At 46.1% G+C, this 18,926-nt stretch carries 19 protein-coding genes; 2 read left to right on the top strand and 17 right to left on the bottom strand.

What is annotated here, in order from left to right:
• Window positions 1–3 precede the first annotated feature (3 nt).
• Window positions 4–507 (bottom strand): flagellar basal body-associated protein FliL, encoded by a 504-nt coding sequence (fliL, locus tag R8O11_RS12210; protein WP_005380477.1) that lies wholly within the window; start codon window positions 505–507, stop codon window positions 4–6.
• An 85-nt stretch (window positions 508–592) separates the two neighbouring features.
• A complete protein-coding gene (locus R8O11_RS12205; RefSeq protein ID WP_225491503.1) occupies window positions 593–2,446 on the bottom strand; it encodes a flagellar hook-length control protein FliK in 1,854 nt (617 codons plus the stop codon).
• 97 nt (window positions 2,447–2,543) lie between these two features.
• Between R8O11_RS12205 and R8O11_RS12200 the strand changes: the two genes are divergently transcribed.
• Window positions 2,544–2,687 (top strand): hypothetical protein, encoded by a 144-nt coding sequence (locus R8O11_RS12200; RefSeq protein WP_005394314.1) that lies wholly within the window; start codon window positions 2,544–2,546, stop codon window positions 2,685–2,687.
• A gap of 39 nt (window positions 2,688–2,726) precedes the next feature.
• Window positions 2,727–3,041, top strand: a complete 315-nt coding sequence (locus R8O11_RS12195; RefSeq protein WP_005380475.1) for an NIPSNAP family protein — start codon at window positions 2,727–2,729, stop codon at window positions 3,039–3,041.
• Window positions 3,042–3,081: 40 nt separating this feature from the next.
• On the opposite strand, the gene fliJ is transcribed toward R8O11_RS12195, so the two are convergent.
• The 15 genes from fliJ to R8O11_RS12120 all read right to left on the bottom strand — a co-directional run.
• Window positions 3,082–3,525, bottom strand: coding sequence for a flagellar export protein FliJ (gene fliJ, locus R8O11_RS12190; protein WP_005380474.1), 444 nt, complete (start codon window positions 3,523–3,525; stop codon window positions 3,082–3,084).
• A gap of 6 nt (window positions 3,526–3,531) precedes the next feature.
• A complete protein-coding gene (gene fliI / locus R8O11_RS12185; protein ID WP_005384474.1) occupies window positions 3,532–4,851 on the bottom strand; it encodes a flagellar protein export ATPase FliI in 1,320 nt (439 codons plus the stop codon).
• A gap of 3 nt (window positions 4,852–4,854) precedes the next feature.
• Window positions 4,855–5,655, bottom strand: a complete 801-nt coding sequence (fliH, locus tag R8O11_RS12180; RefSeq protein ID WP_225491504.1) for a flagellar assembly protein FliH — start codon at window positions 5,653–5,655, stop codon at window positions 4,855–4,857.
• 71 nt (window positions 5,656–5,726) lie between these two features.
• Window positions 5,727–6,782, bottom strand: a complete 1,056-nt coding sequence (fliG, locus tag R8O11_RS12175) for a flagellar motor switch protein FliG (protein WP_005380470.1) — start codon at window positions 6,780–6,782, stop codon at window positions 5,727–5,729.
• Window positions 6,775–8,517: a flagellar basal-body MS-ring/collar protein FliF gene (gene fliF / locus R8O11_RS12170; RefSeq protein ID WP_053306693.1), complete on the bottom strand. Its 1,743-nt coding sequence runs from the start codon at window positions 8,515–8,517 to the stop codon at window positions 6,775–6,777. The genes fliG and fliF overlap by 8 nt, the downstream gene beginning before the upstream one ends.
• A 14-nt stretch (window positions 8,518–8,531) precedes the next feature.
• A complete protein-coding gene (gene fliE, locus R8O11_RS12165; protein WP_005384482.1) occupies window positions 8,532–8,843 on the bottom strand; it encodes a flagellar hook-basal body complex protein FliE in 312 nt (103 codons plus the stop codon).
• Window positions 8,844–8,965: 122 nt separating this feature from the next.
• Entirely contained in the window at window positions 8,966–10,375 is a 1,410-nt protein-coding gene (locus R8O11_RS12160) for a sigma-54-dependent transcriptional regulator (protein WP_053304425.1), read from the bottom strand.
• A gap of 36 nt (window positions 10,376–10,411) precedes the next feature.
• On the bottom strand, window positions 10,412–11,749 hold the full coding sequence (locus tag R8O11_RS12155; RefSeq protein WP_318194189.1) for an ATP-binding protein: 1,338 nt from the start codon (window positions 11,747–11,749) through the stop codon (window positions 10,412–10,414).
• 201 nt (window positions 11,750–11,950) lie between these two features.
• On the bottom strand, window positions 11,951–13,417 hold the full coding sequence (locus R8O11_RS12150) for a sigma-54 dependent transcriptional regulator (protein ID WP_005384490.1): 1,467 nt from the start codon (window positions 13,415–13,417) through the stop codon (window positions 11,951–11,953).
• Between the two features lie 287 nt (window positions 13,418–13,704).
• Entirely contained in the window at window positions 13,705–14,115 is a 411-nt protein-coding gene (fliS, locus tag R8O11_RS12145) for a flagellar export chaperone FliS (protein ID WP_005380457.1), read from the bottom strand.
• A gap of 12 nt (window positions 14,116–14,127) precedes the next feature.
• Window positions 14,128–14,433, bottom strand: coding sequence for a flagellar protein FliT (locus tag R8O11_RS12140; RefSeq protein ID WP_005380456.1), 306 nt, complete (start codon window positions 14,431–14,433; stop codon window positions 14,128–14,130).
• A 3-nt stretch (window positions 14,434–14,436) separates the two neighbouring features.
• Window positions 14,437–16,431, bottom strand: a complete 1,995-nt coding sequence (gene fliD, locus R8O11_RS12135; RefSeq protein ID WP_005384492.1) for a flagellar filament capping protein FliD — start codon at window positions 16,429–16,431, stop codon at window positions 14,437–14,439.
• 21 nt (window positions 16,432–16,452) lie between these two features.
• Window positions 16,453–16,887 carry a flagellar protein FlaG gene (gene flaG / locus R8O11_RS12130; protein ID WP_005380451.1) on the bottom strand — a complete coding sequence of 145 codons (435 nt, stop codon included), beginning with the start codon at window positions 16,885–16,887 and terminating at the stop codon, window positions 16,453–16,455.
• Window positions 16,888–16,979: 92 nt separating this feature from the next.
• A complete protein-coding gene (locus R8O11_RS12125; RefSeq protein ID WP_005380449.1) occupies window positions 16,980–18,110 on the bottom strand; it encodes a flagellin in 1,131 nt (376 codons plus the stop codon).
• A 288-nt stretch (window positions 18,111–18,398) separates the two neighbouring features.
• Window positions 18,399–18,926: flagellin (locus tag R8O11_RS12120; protein WP_206946719.1), on the bottom strand; the 528-nt coding region annotated here is incomplete at its 5' end.

The following is an 18,926-nucleotide window of genomic DNA, read 5'->3' as shown; positions in this document are numbered from 1 at the left end:
TACCTATTGAATAACAAAATCTGTAAACAGTACTTTTTCAATCACTGGCTTACCGACCGCAGCATTCAGCGCTGCTTTGATATCTTCGGAAGCACGATCGCGCAATTCCACTCGTCCTGTAGGAGAGCGCAATTGATCAACCGTCGCGGAAGCAAACGTTGATAGCATAGAGCTTTCAATCAGTGGCGAATGATACCGCGCCAACTCTTCATTTTCTGCACCGCGAACCATTAACTGCGCTTTAATTTGAACCAACCTATCGCGGCTATCCCCAGTAACGTTAAATACAAATGCCTGAGGAAGATTCACATACGCGATGGGCGCAGCATCCGATGCCTTCACTTGAGCCTGTTGAGACGATTCAGCCTGAGCAGGTTCATCAGAGCCCATTAGAAAAAATGCCGCTGCCCCGCCACCAAGTAGTAATACTACAACAGCGATGATGATGATAAGTAACTTGCTTTTTCCTTTCGGCGCATCGGCCCCTTGTAACTGTTCTTCTGCCATTCTTGTCTCTTATTGTTCTTTTGAGTTACCAAGACGTTTTAGTGAGTTGCTTGGTAACCGTATGCCATTGCCGTTAAACGGCCTTTTATGCGTAAAAACTAATTCCATCACGCTTTGAAGCGACATTCAAATCCAGATTGACATCAGATTCAAAACCCTCTTCGGACTGTCCAGAAAAACCGCCACTTTGCGCGCTTTGACCATGTTGTTCAGCAGTATACCTACCTTGCTGTTGCCCGCTGTTTTGTTGCTGGACGGAAGAATCAGCCAGCTGCATACCTTGTTGCGCTAGCATTTCTCTCAAACGAGGGAGCGTCTGTTCAATAATGTCACGAGCTTGCGGGTTGTTCACTGTAAAATGTACATTGGCAACGTCGTTATTCATGGTCATACGAATTTGCATACGACCTAACTCTGGTGGATCAAGACGAATATCGAGATTTTTCAGATTCTTCGACATCATCATTTGCACTTTTTCCGCAACTTGCTCGTTGGCTAGCTCTTTAGTTAGTTGCAACGGAAGCTGAGCTTGTTGTGCAGCATCAATACGCGCTTGTTGCTGCACATTAATTCCTTGCTGACCTGCCATAGCCTGAAGTTGTCCAGCGAAGCCATGTTGGAGGTCCGGCTTATCTTGTTTATCCGCAGTCGCCTTTAGCGCACCAGTCTCCAATGCTGCGTTCATCACTTTCTGGCTAATCTCTCCGTCTTTCACACCTTGAAGCGACGTCGGCACTTGCGCGGCTATCAACGTATCAGGCGTTGGAGATAATGCGACTTTTTCTCCACTATGAGCAGTTTGTGGCTGGGGTACTTGAGCCGCTGTATGCTGGATTTGCTGAGACACTGCCATAGGTCCAGCCTGGCGAGTTAAATTATGTTGTACTTGTTGCTCTGCGAGAATCTGTTTAATGTCATTAGGGAGCGCAACAAATTGGGCAAGGTCTTGATCAGGAATATCCGCCGTGATCCTTCCTTGTTTCAACCCTTCAATGATCTGAGCTTCTTGCTGAGTCAGTGGTTTTCCTTGCGCCAACTTAGTATCTATAACTTCAAGTTCATCCAAGGATACTCGTGGAAGCGCGTCGATGTTGGAACCATCAACGTCTGTTAACAACGGCGACAGATCATTAGCTACTTCACCACTGACTGCGCTCTTAGCCGTCGGATGGCTGGCTTGTTTCGCTAGCTCTTGCCAAGCAGCAAACTCAGGCGAAAGTTTGTCGACATCGATAGGTTGACCATTCTTATCTAAAATTGGCTCTAAGTCTTGTCCTGGGATCATCTGTGCTTGTTCAAGCGAATGAACTGATGGCGTTTCATTCAAAGCAAGCTCATCAAGGTGTGTCGAAACGGTTGCTTGCTCGTGGAACGAATGCACTAAATTCGCGCTCTGAGGCAAAACTTTGCCACTATCGATGGATGCATTACTCGCATTCAGGGTTTGATTCGCTTGTTCAATTCGACCAAGAAGCTGTTGTCCTTCGCCCATCGTGCTTTTTACGTCCATTGTATTTGATGGGTTACTCGTATCAATTGATGTTGATTTCACTTTTTCAATAGCTTCAACATCATGCTCCAAAGGTGTGCTGTTACTCGCCTTTTGTAAACTTACTTCTTCACTTAAGGTTGCATTCGGTTTGTTTGCTGATATTTCATCAAAATCATGGGTCCCGTCACTGACGGATCCTTGGCTTTCTTGCGCCAACAATTCGTCCGAGACGTTAGCAGAAGAAGTACTGCCTACATCCGCTCTTTCTTTTTCTTCAACCACTGTCGATTCTGTTGCTACTTTTTCGGGCTTTTGTTTACCAGCAAACGCATCGGTTAACGTTTCTAAAAATCCCTTGCTTTCAGTGCTCTCTGCGGACGCTTTAGCGGACACATCAGAAACTGGCGTCTTGGTAGTCGCAGATACATGGGACAAATTCACACTCATTTAGAAACTCTCGTTCTCGTGGCTCTGAGCGTATCGCTGACAGACAGCAATACTGGCGGCAAACAAAGGTCAAAAAGACCCGACACTAACAGCTAAAATGCAAAAATCACACCACAATATTGAGCCAATTCTCGGTAAGCTAATAGATGGCATGTTTATGGAACAAACATCAACAGTACTATCCGAGAACCTGGTTCCTAACATGATGTACAGCTACTTGATTGACTTTGAAAAACGATAAGCGTAAACAGACATTTGACTTAACAATTAAGGAATCACTTTGAAGATCACAGAATTACGCCAATATAGAATCAGAGCAGGCAAAACAGAACAGTGGCTAAGTTGGATGAAGGAAGAACTGTTGCCCTATCAACGTTCACAAGGCATGCGTGTACTGAATACTTACGTCCACACTGGTGATGATGGACATGACTATTTTGTTTGGCTTAGAGAGTTCGACAATGAACAAGCACGCCAGGCTCTCTACGAAAAAACATACAACGAGTGGTGGGTTCGCGAGATTCGACCGAAGGTGTTTGAGTTAATTGAACAAGACTCAATCAAAGTTACCTTACTTGAATCGGTAGAGATGTAGTCAGCTGCAACACCGTAATGCAATATCGAACCGATAACGTTTAGAAACGATGTGGTTTTCGACTGTAAAGTAAGGTGGAAAACTCGTCCATTTGCTTTTGTTCGCGCTTAGCTTCAGCAAGTTGTTTCTCTTTTTCGCGTTTGTCTATCATCCACTCATAGGATTTGCGTTCTTTACGCACGGTTAACCAATATTCTTTACAGTTTTCAACCTGCTCTTTGAAATGACTTTCTGCTTGCTTTTGCTTAGATAAAGTTTCATCTAGCTGGGTAAGGAATCGATTTAAGTGTCCATATTGACTTGCCGTTAGGCCCGCCTGACCACGGTCGACGAGTTGCTGGCAATAATCAAGCCGATACTTTTCAATTTGTTCAACCTGACGGTAATAATCTTCGAGTTCAGAACGCGCTTTGTTCAGTGCAAGCACAGCTTGGTCTTCACGATCCTTAGTTTGCTCAAGTAGAAACTCCATCGCATTATTCATGCGCTATCACCCACCCAAAATGTTTCTAAGCATATTGACGCACATATCGTATGGCACCGATTCTTTCATGCTCTGCTGCAAGTATTCATCTAACTTCGGTTTCAAAGTAAATGCGCCATCAATAGCAGGATCGGTACCCGGTTTGTACGCTCCAATCGAGACCAAATCTTGATTCTTGCGACAAATAGACAAGACCTGTCGCACCGCTTTTGACATCAAAACGTGCTCTTCAGTCGTGATTTGCGGCATAACACGGCTCACCGACTTCTCGACATCAATCGCCGGATAATGGCCTGCATCCGCCATTTCACGAGAAAGTACAATATGGCCATCAAGAATGGCTCGCGATGCATCCGCTATCGGATCTTGCAAATCATCCCCTTCGGTCAACACGGTAAAGAACGCCGTAATCGAGCCTTGTTCGGCACTTCCATTACCCGCTCGCTCGACCAGCGCTGGCAGCTTGGCAAATACAGAAGGCGGGTAACCTTTCGTCGCTGGCGGCTCACCAACAGAAAGTGCGATTTCACGCTGTGCTTGTGCAAAACGAGTCAACGAGTCCATCAATAGCAGAACATCTAACCCTTGGTCCCTGAAGTATTCAGCAATCGTTAATGCCGTTTGGCACCCCTTTAAGCGCATTAGAGGTGAAGCATCGGCAGGCGCCGCGACCACCACTGAGCGGCGACGACCGTCCTCACCCAAGATCTCTTCGATGAACTCTTTAACTTCACGTCCACGCTCACCTATCAGGCCGACGACCACAACCTGTGCGGTGGTGCCTCGCGTCATCATGCCAAGCGTGACCGATTTACCCACACCAGAACCTGCAAACAGACCGATACGCTGACCTTTACCAACCGTCAACAAACCATTGATGGCTTTTAGGCCAACATCGAGCGGTTCAGAAATTGGCTTTCGAGCCAACGGGTTGATTGGTTCGGCATTAAAAGAGGCACGGTGATCGGTATACAAAGGGCCAAGTCCATCAAGTGGATTCCCAACCCCGTCTATCACGCGCCCAAGTAACTCCATGCCGACGGGTAAACCAGCGTCACTGGTTAAAGGGGTGACTCTCGCGCCAGGTAAAATGCCCGTAATTTGTTCGCTTGGCATTAAAAATAGGTTGTCACCTGAAAAGCCGACAACCTCGGCTTCCATCTGACCTGACATGGTTTCCACTAAGCATAAACTGCCAATTGGTGCGCGACAGCCAGTCGCTTCCAACGTTAACCCAACCACACGCACCAGTTTGCCAGAGGCGACAGGGCGCGTCGTAAGGCCTTCAACTTTGTAGCTTTTTAAGCGGTCAGCGAGTGCTTGCATGGATTACTCACCCTCTTGATGACGGTTTGCGCCACAAAAGCTGTGCAATACGCTTTTGACGCGTTCTTCCATGCGATAATTAATGCTTGATTCACCGGCTTCAATCTGGACGTCACCTCGATTGAGCGATGGTTCAGCAACTAACGTCCAGTTGCGACAATCAAGGTCTTCTTCACCATAAGCTGAACGAATAATCGCGACATCTTCTGGATTCAGGTGCAAGGTAATAGGGTGGCCTGATATTGGTAGCACTTCAACCGACTGCTTCACTGTATCTAAAATAATTTGAGGGTTGGTTTGTACTTCAACGTGCACCACTTCTTTAACTAAGCAGAGCACCATATCCACCAGCTGCTTTTCAACCTGAGCATTCATCAACTCCAAAGGTTGAGCAAACTGATTGGCCAAGTTCATAAAAGTTTCAACTTGCTGCTGAATGTATTCTTGCCCTGCAGTTACCCCTTCAGCTTTTCCGAGCTCGAGACCTTCAGCATGGCCGGCTTGCAACCCTTCTTCTTTACCTTTGTCGTAACCTTGCTTAAAGCCAGCTTCCTGACCTTGATGTAAGCCTTCTTGATAAGCACCTTGCTTAATCAGTTCAATTTGCTCTTCGGTTAGCGCAAGTGGCTGCTCTTCTTCAGGCTCATCAAAATTCGGCACCCATCCCGGGTCATAGTTGAACGCGGTTTGTTTTGCTTGTTTGGCTTTAGGCTCGCCATAATCAGGCAGCCCCCAACGTTGAGGTTCGATCATCGAATCATCTTCATCAGGACGGATAAATCCACGTTTTCTATCGCCAGCCATGGGTTACCTATTGTGTGTTCGATTAAGAAGTGAGGGTGCTCCGCAATAGGATAATTGCGAAGCAATAGAAATTATAAGAATTCGTCAGCACCGCCAGACAACATGAGCTCACCAGCATCCGCCATTCGACGGGCAATTGCTAAGATTTCTTTCTGAGCGGCTTCTACATCTGCCACTCGTACTGGCGGCATCGCTTCTATGTCATCACGCATCATATCAGCAGCACGTTTAGACATGTTCTTGAAGACTTTCTCACGTAACGAGTCATCTGCACCTTTGAGTGCTTTTTGCAACACGTCTTGTGGTACGTCACGCAGCAACTTCTGAATACCTTGGTCGTCCACTTCGACTAAGTTTTCGAAGACAAACATTAGGTCTTGGATTTGCGTCGCCATGTCTTCGTCCTGATCGCGAATTTGTTCCATCAACAAACCTTCGACGTTGTTGTCTAGGTAGTTCATGATCTCCGCTGCTGCTTTCAGGCCGCCAATTTTGGCTGCTTGTGCACCCGCTTGACCCGCGAACTGTTTCTCCATGATTTCGTTCAGCTCTGCCAATGCTGATGGCTGAACTTCTTCAAGGTTGGCAATACGCATCATCAGATCCAAACGCACGCGCTCAGGGAACTGAGACAAAATCTCTGCAGATTGGTCTGCTTCTAAATAAGACAATACGATAGTTTGAATCTGTGGGTGTTCATTGACAATAATGCTCGCCACTTGGCGTGGGTCCATCCATTTCAAAGAATCCAAACCTTTTGAGCCCGTACCAAGTAGGATCTGGTCAACTAAGTTGTTGGCTTTGTCTTCACCAAGAGCGGCAACCAGTGCATTACGCATAAAGTCTTCGCTGCCCATACCAATGTTGGTGTATTTCTGGATATCCTCCAAAAACGCACGATGAACAGCAGATACCTTGTCTTGGCTGAGATCCTTCGCGCGAGCCATCGCACTACCAACACGCTGAACCTGTTTTGGTTCTAGGTGACGGATAATGCCAGCTGCATCTTGTTCATTAAGGCTCAGTAGCAAAATTGCCGCTTTTTCTTCGCCAGTAATGGTTGAAACATCCAGCTCTACTGGCATTCCCGCGGCGTTGTCATCTTGAGGTACGATATCGTTAGCCATTGTCATTCATCCAGTTTTTCACTACTTGAGCAGCCAGTTCAGGTTCATTCGCAACCAGAGCGCGAACCGCTTTCAATACATCTTCATCTTTATGAAGGTTTGGCAAATCAATACTTGAGCCAAACTCGAACAGTTCGCTGCTTTCGATGTCACTGCCAATCAAGCTAGTTTCACCATCCGCACCAATCGGCAAGCCGTCTGGTCCGTACATTTCGTCTTCATCATCGCTGGTAGGGTTAAGCAATTTCTTCATTGCTGGGCGAACCAGAACCAACACAACCACAATAATCACTAATGCACTTGCGAACCAACGAACCCAATCACTGAAGTTAGGGTGCTCCCAAATTGGTGGTTCTTCTAGCTGCTCAGCCTCTGGCTCAGCAAACTTTACACTCAATACATTCAGCAAATCGCCACGGCCTTGATCAAAGCCAACAGTGCCAATTAATACTTGGCGAATGGCATTGATTTCAGATTCGGACATTGGGGTATAAGTCACTTCACCCGTATCAGGGTTAACTTGACGACGGTCTTTAATCGCAACAGAAACGGTCTGACGAGCCACCGTCCCGGTCTGCTTTCGCTCGTGGCTGATGGTGGTATCTAGCTCAAAGTTACGCGTGGACTCTTTACGAACTGACCCCTGCCCCATGACAGAACCATCTTTCATTTGAGCCACATCTTGCGGAATTGAGGCATCCGCTGGAGGCTGATTACTCAACGCACCCGGAATACCCGCTACCATGTTACCGTTATTGTAATCTTCGAGTGCGTACTCACTGCGGGTCGCAGGGGTGTTCGGATCAAAGCGTTTGCGAGTTTGTTCAACCGCACTGAAATCCATTTGGATGTCAACCTGCGCCGTATAGTTGCCATAACCTAAAATCGGTAATAGTACGGAATCAATTTTTTCGCGCAGCGCTTGTTCTTGGTTGCGTTCTAATTCTTGTTCTTTGCGTCGCGCCGCAGAAGCAGGATCTTGGGAGCCTGAGCTGAGTAAGCGGCCATGCTGATCTGTGACGGTAATTCGAGAAGTTTTCATTCCCGGCACGGCACTCGCTACCATGTCGACAATAGAATCCACTTCTTGCTGCTTAAGGTTCGTGCCTGTCGACAATGTCAAAAATACCGACGCAGACGCTTCTTGGTTATGACGCACAAATACGCTGTGCTTTGGCAGTGCCAATAACACTCGTGCTTTGCGAACTTGCTTCATTTCTTCAATTGCTTGAGCCAATTGGCGCTCTCGACTGAGTTTGAGACGCTCTTGCTCGAGACGTTGTGAAACACCAAAACCCATGTCTTGCAGCAAAATATCATCGCCTGCTTCTGTAGCTTGGTTAACGCCGGAACGAACCATGCCAAGTTTGATCGAGTTGTACTCACTCGATTCAACAGAAACAGTATTGCCATCAAGCTTATAATTGATTTTCTGCTGGTCCAGATAATCCAGAACGGGGATCAATTCTTCGGTCTCATACGCACCAAGTGGGCGCATCTCCGGTTCTTTGACCCAAAAGAACAGCATCACGATCAATGCAACACAGATGGATATCGACAGCACAAGCACAACCTGACGAAGTAAATCGAGGTCGCCCACTGCCATATCGAATTTTGACGCACTGCGCTCCTCTAGATCTGGATTTTGACTCTCCACATCCACATCGGAACTTGCTACCAGTGCACCATCTGAGCCGCCTTCAGTGACGGTTAAATCTGTAGACTTGTCTGCCACACTTATTACCTAAATTACACTGGCATGTTCATGAGGTCTTTATATGCCTCAACGAGTTTATTGCGAATTTGAACCGTCGCATCAAAAGCGACACTAGACTTGTTACGAGCGATCATAACGTCAGAAAGGGATACATCGGCATCACCACGATCAAAACGGGTTTGTAAATCACCAGATGCTTTTTGAAGTGTGTTCACGTTATTGATGGCTTTAGTTAGGAGATCGTTAAAATCCGCTCCAACTTTCGCCCCACTTGCAGTAGGAGCCGTATTGGTTGCTTCTACCATCATGGCGCGCATTTCTGCCTGAATACCATCAATTTTCATTAGCACCTCTAAGCCAAAAGATTGACTATTAACAAAACTGATTATTGACACAGCAATTAACGTGCCATAAGACATTAGCAATCAATTTACTTACACTTTTTGTCTTATGGCCGTTGTCTGTGTTAATTCGGGATATCTATACCAGCATCACGCATTTTGGCAAGCTTATAGCGCAAGGTTCGAGGGCTTATACCCAGTTTCTCCGCCATTTCTTTGCGTCGACCATTACACTCAACCAAAGTCTCTAAAATAATGGCGTATTCTTGATCGCGCAGCTCGCTGCCTAAGCCTTCTCCACCAGTTACGGGGCGGCTGACATTCTCAGCTTGCGCAACTGGCTTAACATTGGGCACGACCATATCTGCATTTTGCACCACGTGTTGTAAGCTATTGGCATCTTGCCAATCTACGCCCTCAAGCAAAATGTGCTCAGCATCGATGTCGCCATTTTCACTTAATATCAGCGCTCGTTGAACCACGTTATCCAATTCACGAACATTACCCGGCCAAGGGTATTGCAATAGTTTTTCTAACGCAACGGTCGAGAATTGAGGCACTGGCATGCCCATTTTGCTGCAATGACGCTCAGCAAGATGCTTGGCAAGCGGTGCAATATCGCCTTTACGTTCTTTAAGTGCAGGCCACGCAATTGGGAATACATTCAGGCGGTAATATAAGTCCTCTCTGAAGTTTCCTTCTGACACGTATTGCTTAAGATCACGGTTACTCGTCGCTAACACACGAACATCTAACTTGATGCTTTTGCGACTACCTAGGCGCTCTACTTCTCGCTCTTGCAAAACACGCAATAACTTCGCTTGCAGGTTCAAGTCCATTTCGCTGATTTCATCAAGCAAGATTGTGCCACCTTGTGCTTGTTCAAACTTTCCTGGGCATGCCTGAACAGCACCAGTAAATGCGCCCTTTTCATAGCCAAACAGTGTTGCTTCGAGCATATTGTCAGGAATCGCGGCACAGTTAATTGCGACAAAAGGACCATTTTTACGATTTGACGCGTTGTGAATATAGCGCGACATCACTTCTTTACCTGAGCCACTCGGACCTAGCACCATAACATTCGCATCTGTACGTGCCACTTTATCGGCCAACGCGAGTAAACGTAGACTTTTCTCATCAGCAACGATAGCGTCACCGTTGTCATCACTTTTTATCGGTGCATAACGACTGACCATATTTAGCAACACTTCTGGTGCAAATGGTTTCGCCATGTAGTCGATCGCGCCATCTTTCATTGCAGACACGGCATCTTCAATGTTGGCGTACGCCGTCATTAGCAATACTGGTAAGTTAGGCCAATTCTGCTTGATGCTTTTGAGCAGAGCTAAGCCACCCATACCCGCCATTTGCACATCAGAAACGACGATATCAACCGTATTCGATTTCAGCTTTAACAGTGCATCTTCAGCACAGTCCGCTTCCAACCACTCATACCCTGCCAGAGCCAGAGTATCGACTAGGGCTTCACGAAGACCTTCATCGTCTTCTACGATCAGCACTTTGCTTTGCGCCATTATGATTCTCCAGAAATTGTTATTACCAAAAGCCGCTTATTGCGCTTCTGTTTGCACTCGCTCTAGCGGAATGCACATGGTGAAGCAGGCTCCATCACCCTGCTCTGAAATAAGTTCCAATCGACCGTCATGGGCACGGCAAACCATTTGAACAACTGCCAACCCTAATCCAGTTCCTTGAGAACGTGTGGTAAAAAATGGCTCCATGATTTTGGCTTGCAGTTCTTCGGGCACACCCGGTCCGCTGTCTTGCACAGAAATGCGTAACTCACCATTTACCGGGCGGAAAAAAATATCGACTTGCGATTCTTTACCAGACATTTGAATCGCATTCATGACCAGATTACTTAATGCAGATGCAATGGCGTTCGCATTGCCTAGTAGCTCAGTTTGTTCTTCTTCAACTTCTAGGCAGTAATCAATACTGTTGTTTTTTAGCGCGGTTTCGACCATCGGCTGATATTCCGCTACCAACTGGGCAATCGTGAATGGCTTAATGACTTTATTATCACCACCTTTAGCAAAAAGCAGCATATCATTAACCTGCTTTTCCAAATCGTGCAGTCGATCCATTAATTTGGTTTGGAAGCGATCTTTTGTCGCTGGAGGAAGATTTGGCGCTCCCAAATTGGATGCATATAACATAGCGCTCGACAGCGGCGTTCTTACTTGGTGAGCAAGCGACGCAACCATACGTCCTAACGACGATAAGCGCTGTAAATCACTGACACGAGCTTGAAGTAAACGGGTTTCGGTTAAATCGGTAATCAGGATCAATTGACCTGTTGTGGACGCCGAGATGGCGAGTCGAACTTTACGGCCATTCCGCAGGGAAACTTCATGGCCATCATCTTCACGTGGGTCAAACACCGCCTGAATAACGTTGAACCATTTTTCGTTAACCAGTGGAATCTCAAGAATTCGGTGCGCTTCTGGAGATGCATATAACATAGCGCTCGACAGCGGCGTTCTTACTTGGTGAGCAAGCGACGCAACCATACGTCCTAACGACGATAAGCGCTGTAAATCACTGACACGAGCTTGAAGTAAACGGGTTTCGGTTAAATCGGTAATCAGGATCAATTGACCTGTTGTGGACGCCGAGATGGCGAGTCGAACTTTACGGCCATTCCGCAGGGAAACTTCATGGCCATCATCTTCACGTGGGTCAAACACCGCCTGAATAACGTTGAACCATTTTTCGTTAACCAGTGGAATCTCAAGAATTCGGTGCGCTTCTGGATTTGCTTCACGCACTACTCCGTACGTATCGAGCAAAATCACTCCAGCAGGCATCACATCGAGCACCTGTTTGTAGCGCTCAACCTGATTCTCTACGGAATCTAAATGGGATTGATTGGTGTTGTTATCCATTACTGCCTGTCGAAATATCGCCGCTAAAACTAAAATAGCTTGGTAAGCAATTAGCGTACCAAGCTATTTTTTATATTTATCAGGACGTTAAGCCATCGACAATAAGTTGACACTCAGAGGTAACGGTTTTGGATGCCAGAAAAACGATGTTAACTAGCACAAGTGATAATTCAGATATCGTCTTAAAAAACTTCACTTTACCTAGCGCTGTAAGTTGTACTTACGCATTTTTTCCACCAGCGTAGTACGTCGCATACCCAGCATGTCGGCCGCTCTTGCTACAACACCACCCTGCGCTTCTAATGCTTGGCTGATCATATTAACTTCTAAATCAGCCAGCAGCTCTTTCAAATTAACCCCTTCCGGTGGCAGCGCTTGCGGGGCGTTCATGCTGTGATCAAGGTCGTCTTGATCTTCAAAGCTAAAATCTTCAGAGAAGATATCTTGGAATACATCACGCTCTTGCTCTTCCACCGAAACAAATGGATTGCTCTCTGGTTGGAACTCTGGGATGTCACTGTAGCGATATTTGGTTGGTAGATGGTTTACATCCACCAAGCTATTTGGATACAGAATAATCATTCGCTCAACAAGATTAGCCAACTCGCGTACGTTGCCCGGCCAGTTATGCTCCATCAGTGAGTTGATTGCACGAGGTGTAAAGCAGATAGGTTGTCCGCCTTCCGCCTCTAAACGTGTCATCAGTTCTTGCAGCAGCAATGGTATATCTTGTTTGCGCTCTTTCAGCGCTGGCATCTCAATTGGAAACACGTTCAGACGATAGAACAAGTCTTCTCGGAACGTACCTTCTTCAATCATATTTTCTAGATTACGGTGTGTCGCCGCCACAACTCGAACATTTACCTTGATGGTACTATTGCCACCTACACGTTCAAAGCAGCGTTCTTGCAATACACGAAGCAACTTTACTTGCATCGACATTGGCATATCGCCAATCTCATCAAGAAAGATAGTGCCACCGTCTGCGAGCTCAAATCGACCTTTACGGGCAGTTAACGCACCAGTAAACGCGCCTTTTTCGTGACCAAATAATTCGCTTTCTAGGAGCTCAGGCGGTATTGCACCACAGTTAATAGGTACAAATGCGCCATCGCGGTATGAAGAATGATAGTGGATGTTACGCGCAACAACTTCTTTACCTGTACCGGACTCACCTAAGATCAACACGTTTGCTTCCGTGTTTGATACTTGTTCAATCAGGTGTCGAACTTCTTGAATACCTCTACTTTGACCAACTAAGCTGCGAAAAAGCGTGTTTTTGCGTGCACTAGCAACAACATTCACTCCTTTTCGCCCCAGAAAATCTTTGCAGTGGCGTAACGCTTCACTAAGCTGTGGGTAATTAAGCGGCAGCTCTAGTTCACCAACAAAATTTGGAAGATCATCAACAGGCAAAGGAAAACGGCCCATGACTAGAAGAGGGATGTGGTAAGCGCTGTTTAAATGAGAGATAACCGTACTCGCCGCTTGACCTGCTGGAATATTACCAACAATACAGCACGACCATACGCTAGACCAATCAACATCGCTGAGCTGATCAGAACTGACCGCTTCGCAATTTTCTCCAACAAATTCCAATATATTGCTTAAATTTAAACGACTTGATGCGTCATCATCAATTACAAGCAGCTTTGCCAAACCATGCATAAGTAAGAATGATTGCCTTTATTTTAGGTGCGTTGCGGCCAAACCTTGATTTGCGCAATTGGGTGCTAAAGAAGGCAGAACCACCACACTCAATTTACGATAGACAAAATAGGAAAATCAGCAACAAAAAAGCCATTAAGGCTACTAATGGCTTCTATTTTATTTGAATATAAAAATAAGGCAACCAAGCAATGGAGAGGTGTGAGCTTGATAGAAACTTTGCTACACAACTCGTTGCGCAATTGACAAATATATTCGTCTAGTATCTTAACGCATTGTTTTGACTATTAAATACCAACTTCAGCAGCGGTAAGATTATGAAACTCTGTTGGGATTTGGTCCCAAGCGGACTTGATCTCACGGATAATGTCGATAACGTCGTCGATCAGCTGAGGCTCATTTTGATGGTTAGCAGCAGAAATTTGCGTGATCATAAACTCATACAGTGAATCTAAGTTTGAAGCAATATCACCACCGTCATCCATAGATAGACAGCTGCGTAGCGCGATAATGATGTCTAACGCTTTACCCAAGCGCTCACCTTTTGCTGGAATATTGCCTGCTTGCATGGCTGCTTTACCTTGAATAAGGCGCTCAATCGCACCAGCCATAAGCATTTGAATGACTTTGTGCGGAGAAGCCGCGCTAAGCTGGCTGTCGACTGATACCTTTTTGTATGCTTGCAAAGAACCGCGCATAGTAATCCTCTTTTAAATAAATTTTTTGTACTGCTGAAGTGAACGCTGGCCATAACGAAACTTATGGAGCTCTTTTCCGACCTTTGACGTTTCCGATTGCATCAGCTCGACAATTCTTTTGGTACGAGTTAGCAATGCTTGCCACTCTGCATCCTGCTTAACCAAAGGATTTTGATGAATAATTGGTAACAGGTTTTGCAATAACCGTTCCCTGATATCGACCAAGCGAAGAATTTCTTCAGCATTAAAATCAATTTTTTCTAATTCTTGCGTAATTAGTTGATCTATATCACTAATTTCCATGAGTTCTTTTTGCATTTATTAACCCAACGCACTCATCAAAGCGCCTAACTGGCCTTGCATTTTACCGGTCGCATCTTGCATCGCGGTAAACTTCGCATGAGTACGCTTCTCTAGGCTTTCCATGCGGCGATCTAATGCCGCTTGATCGTCACTCAAACGGTAGTTTTGTTCTGTGAGACTTTTTTCTCGAGTACGAATACTGCCTGTAATACCTGTGATACCGTGAATCGCATCTTCTACTCGTTTAGCAAAACCTGTGTTGCCACCGAAGAACTTTTCTAACTCGTTGAAGTTATTGTTCAACTGGCGATCTAGCATGTCATAGTTGATTTCTAGGGTGCCTTGACGTGTGGTCGTAATGCCAAATTCTGTTAAGGACTTTAGGTTTTCAGGCGCCTTATCGATTCGAGTAGAAAAGACCGATTTTAATCGTGAATCTGCACTGCGTACGGTGCTGTCACCTGACAACGGCCCTTTTTGACCAGTTACCGGATCCACACTCGCCAACGCTTGGGAGGTTTGATAAAACGAGTTATACGCTGCCACAAAGTTTTCGATATCGTTGCGTACACTTTGACGGTCGTACTCGACACCAATTTCAGCAGGCGGTTTATTCGGTTCTGATTTGCCTTTTAGTGTTAAATCAACACCTTCGATCGCATCTTCAATCACATTGTTGTGGCTAGATAGCTTTGCCACGCCATCAAGCAGAACTTCTGAATCTTGCCCTGCTTGTACTTCTGTCATTCCAAGGTATTGTTCAAAAGCAGATTGTGCCTTTGCGATTTTCGCTTCTGCTTCATCAATTTTTTCCAGACGCTCACGTTCTTGAGGATCAAGTTTAGCGCGATGAATTTGCTTAGCTTGCGCTTCGGAAAGTTCACCACGTGCCACTTTTTCGTCTAACGCTTGCTTTTCACTCGCAATTTTTTGCTCGATTTCCGCTTTTTCTTGCTCAAGAAGCTGCTTAGCCTCTTTCGTCGTAACGTAAGAATCGGTTAGGGTGCCCGATGCGGCATTATTCCAGCCTGGTACATCTGGTGCCTTCTCTATTGCCTTTTCGTCGAGTTCGAGCTCTGGTTCTTCATAAGAGTCCAACAAAGTACCTGACGCAGTTTCTGTCCACCCTGGAATTCTGTCTTCAGGGCGTAAACTCGCGCGTCGGTTGGCTTCATCAATGGCTTCTTGACCAGCTTTGGCTGCTTCTGCACCCGCCGCAGAGATTGGCGCTTGCGATGCATCATCTTGTACATCGTCTGCCGCTTTTTGCTCTTCTGGAGGTAGAGGATTGCCGTTTGCATCCAGCTCTTCTGCTGGTTGTTCCGGAAATTTAAGAGGACCTAAGACATCTTCCGCCGCTGAACGAGCTTCTTCAAGCGCGTTGACGCGGTCTTCAAGTGTTTGGTATTCGAAATATTTAAGAGGGTTGCCTTTTTCTGCCTCCACACTGACTCTGATTTGATGATCCTTACCAGAGAGGTTAGAAGCAAGGATAAGGCGTGGACCTTCGACGTCGTTAATAAGAGATGCACGAACGCCAGGGTTATCTTTAGCGCCATTGATGCCACGTACGACATCGATGAGCTTAGATCGGGAACGAACATCGATATTAAAACGCTCATCACCAAGCGAAATCTGCAGCTTACCAGGGCCAAATTTTGCGTCTTCTGGCAATACGTCAGAAGCGACTTTATGGCTCTGAGCAAGCTGCAACACATCGATAGCATATTTGCCAGCGATAGCATCTGTGGTTGCCGTGGCAGATACAATATTGTCATTGGTCGTTTCGACGGTGCGAACGGCAAATGCTTTCTCCTGACGAAAGTTCGCCATGAGATTTTTCATCGTATCCAATGATTCTCTGAGTCGCCCGTAAGCACTGATACTGGCATTAATTGTCGTGCGTTCGTTGTCGATGCGTTGCTGCTTTGGTACGCGTTCGGCATCCACAATTTTGCTGACCATGGAATTAATATCCATGCCGCCAGACATCCCCAAAGGGCCTAAACTCATCAAATCACCTCTAAAAACGACTTACACTTTTTCAGTCAACAACCCGCTGTTGGCTGTGTGCTCAGCTAGGCGACGCAATACCACTAGCATTTCTTCATCAGGAATTTGACGAATCACGTCACCGGTATTGGCTTCATAAATCGTCACCACATCTCGTCCGGATTCTTCATCCACTCGAAATGCGACTCCTTTGTTTATGGACGTGACAAATTCATTCATTTGCGCGACCAATTTTTCACGTTCTTCTTTGTTCAGTTCTTGACGGCTTTCAGCCATCTCGAGCGCAGCTTGAACAGAGAAGTCGTATTCGGTGTTTTTCGCTTTTTGCGGCGAAATCTCACCATTTGAATTTGCTGGGCTAGACGTGCCTATATCATTGCCATTTTTATTTGCAAACTTTGTGCCATTTGGCGTGCCGTAAGGCTGGATGTTCGATGCGTAGGAGGATATATCCATTACAATCTCCCTTCCACCTTATGGGCTAACGATAGAATCTATCGCTTTGGTGCCCCAGCACTAAGGTGTTGACCTCAGGCTGGGTTTACCACTTAGCCCAACAAGCTTAGCGCTGCAGATGGAGACTGCTTCGCTTGAGCCAGGATTGAAGTACTTGCTTGCTGAAGAATTTGCGACTTAGTCATCGCAGTGGTTTCCTTCGCGTAATCAGTATCTTTAATACGGCTTTTAGACGCGTTAACGTTCTCGTTAATGTTGTCTAGGTTGCTGATTGCGTGGTTGAAGCGGTTTTGGAAAGCACCGAGTGAAGCTCGTTGGCTGTCTACGGACTTAAGAGCACCGTCGATAACCGCTACTGCTTCTTGAGAGCCAGCTACTGTGGTTACGTCGATGTCTTTCACTGTTACGTCTTTCGGGCCACCAAAGCCGATCTCGTCTGCTAGGTTGCCAGAAAACTCAACATCACCTTCAACTTTTTGAGAAGAAGCAAATACTTGTAGTTTGCCATCTTCGCCAACAGAGGCTTTTACATCATCGTTTTGACCGTTGATGTATGTCGCTAGCTGCTCAATATCATCGCCTTGCTTAGCGCTGATTGATAGCTCTTTCTCTTCACCCTGCTTGTTGGTGTAGCTCATTTTGAACTCTGTTTTCTCACCAACAGTCCAAGATGCGTCTTTACCCTCTTCTGCTGCGTAGCTCTTACCACCCATTGCTGAAGTGTCTGAGCGTAGGTTACCCATAGAAAGCATCACTGCTTCACCTGAGTCCGCACCGATTTGGAAAGATTGAGTACCGTAAGTACCGTTTAGAAGCTTGTTACCACCGAAAGAGGTAGTTTCAGCAATACGGTTTAGCTCGTCGTTTAGCGCTGTTACTTCTTCTTGGATCGCTACACGTTCTGCTTTTGAGTTAGAACCGTTCGCAGATTGAAGCGAAAGATCACGCATACGTTGTAGGATGTTGGTAGATTCATTCATTGCACCTTCAGCAACCTGTGCAATAGAAATACCGTCGTTTGCGTTTTTCACTGCCATGTCTAGGCCACGGCTTTGTGCATTCAAGCGGTTTGAAATCTGTAGACCTGCAGCATCGTCTTTCGCGCTATTGATTTTATAACCCGAAGACAAACGCTCCATTGATTTTTGTTGACCGTCAGCTGCCTGGTTTAGGTAACGCTGTGCAGTCATCGCAGAAACGTTAGTATTAACGTTAATCGCCATAATTGATCTCCTTAAGGCTTTAGTGAATGTACCGTCGTGTCTCTCACCTCACTTAGGTACATCTCATTTCTCTCAGTCCCTTTAACGGCGACCGATGAATATCCTTTAGAAGAAATTTTCAATTTTTTGCGATTATTTTCTTTGGCTTACTGAAATGTGATGAAGCTCTAATGTCGTGATTCGCAGAAATCCTGGGGCCCCAAAAGACAGAAAAAAACCCAGCCGAAGCTGGGTTTACTCGCTCATCTCTCACCACGAGCCAATGAGGTTCTCGTCTTAGGTTTGAAATTAACCTAGCAGACTTAGCGCTGAGTTTGGCGCTTGTTTCGCTTGCGCAAGGATTGAGCTTGACGCTTGCGATAGAATTTGTGACTTGGTCATTGCCGTCGTTTCTTTCGCGAAATCTGTATCTTTGATACGGCTCTTCGACGCATTCACGTTCTCGTTAATGTTGTCCAAGTTGCTGATTGCGTGGTTGAAACGGTTCTGGAATGCACCTAGCTCTGCGCGGTGGCTGTCTACGTATTTCAGTGCTGCATCGATGATAGCAACAGATTCTTGTGCGCCACCAACTGAGGTTACGTCGATAGTATCTACCGTTACTTTTTTACCTTCGCCCAAACCTAGTTCACCAGATAGACCGCCTGAAAACTCGACCTCGCCCTCAACTTTGTTGTTGCCAGCGAAGATTTGCAGTTTACCGTCTTGGTCTACAGAGGCTTTCACTAGGTCAGTTTGGCCGTTAATGTAAGTCGCAAGCTCTTCGATATCGTCACCCGCTTTTGCGCTGATGTTGATTTCTTGCTCTTGGCCGTA

It is taken from the genome of Vibrio sp. 1288 (assembly GCF_033344475.1).
Note: the sequence above shows the minus strand (reverse complement) of the source record. Positions and strands in the feature narration are given on the sequence as shown.

Excerpts from the sequence above, each read along its gene's own strand:
- fliE (WP_005384482.1), bottom strand. The coding sequence starts at position 8,843 with ATGAAAATTGATGGTATTCAGGCAGAAATGCGCGCCATGATGGTAGAA.
- R8O11_RS12140 (WP_005380456.1), bottom strand. The coding sequence starts at position 14,433 with ATGCAAAAAGAACTCATGGAAATTAGTGATATAGATCAACTAATTACG.
- fliG (WP_005380470.1), bottom strand. The coding sequence starts at position 6,782 with ATGGCTAACGATATCGTACCTCAAGATGACAACGCCGCGGGAATGCCA.
- fliJ (WP_005380474.1), bottom strand. The coding sequence starts at position 3,525 with ATGAATAATGCGATGGAGTTTCTACTTGAGCAAACTAAGGATCGTGAA.
- flaG (WP_005380451.1), bottom strand. The coding sequence starts at position 16,887 with ATGGATATATCCTCCTACGCATCGAACATCCAGCCTTACGGCACGCCA.
- R8O11_RS12150 (WP_005384490.1), bottom strand. The coding sequence starts at position 13,417 with ATGCATGGTTTGGCAAAGCTGCTTGTAATTGATGATGACGCATCAAGT.
- fliI (WP_005384474.1), bottom strand. The coding sequence starts at position 4,851 with ATGCAAGCACTCGCTGACCGCTTAAAAAGCTACAAAGTTGAAGGCCTT.
- fliH (WP_225491504.1), bottom strand. The coding sequence starts at position 5,655 with ATGGCTGGCGATAGAAAACGTGGATTTATCCGTCCTGATGAAGATGAT.
- R8O11_RS12200 (WP_005394314.1), top strand. The coding sequence starts at position 2,544 with ATGCAAAAATCACACCACAATATTGAGCCAATTCTCGGTAAGCTAATA.
- R8O11_RS12205 (WP_225491503.1), bottom strand. The coding sequence starts at position 2,446 with ATGAGTGTGAATTTGTCCCATGTATCTGCGACTACCAAGACGCCAGTT.
- fliL (WP_005380477.1), bottom strand. The coding sequence starts at position 507 with ATGGCAGAAGAACAGTTACAAGGGGCCGATGCGCCGAAAGGAAAAAGC.
- R8O11_RS12155 (WP_318194189.1), bottom strand. The coding sequence starts at position 11,749 with ATGGATAACAACACCAATCAATCCCATTTAGATTCCGTAGAGAATCAG.
- fliD (WP_005384492.1), bottom strand. The coding sequence starts at position 16,431 with ATGAGTTTAGGCCCTTTGGGGATGTCTGGCGGCATGGATATTAATTCC.
- fliS (WP_005380457.1), bottom strand. The coding sequence starts at position 14,115 with ATGCGCGGTTCTTTGCAAGCATACAAAAAGGTATCAGTCGACAGCCAG.
- R8O11_RS12125 (WP_005380449.1), bottom strand. The coding sequence starts at position 18,110 with ATGGCGATTAACGTTAATACTAACGTTTCTGCGATGACTGCACAGCGT.
- R8O11_RS12160 (WP_053304425.1), bottom strand. The coding sequence starts at position 10,375 with ATGGCGCAAAGCAAAGTGCTGATCGTAGAAGACGATGAAGGTCTTCGT.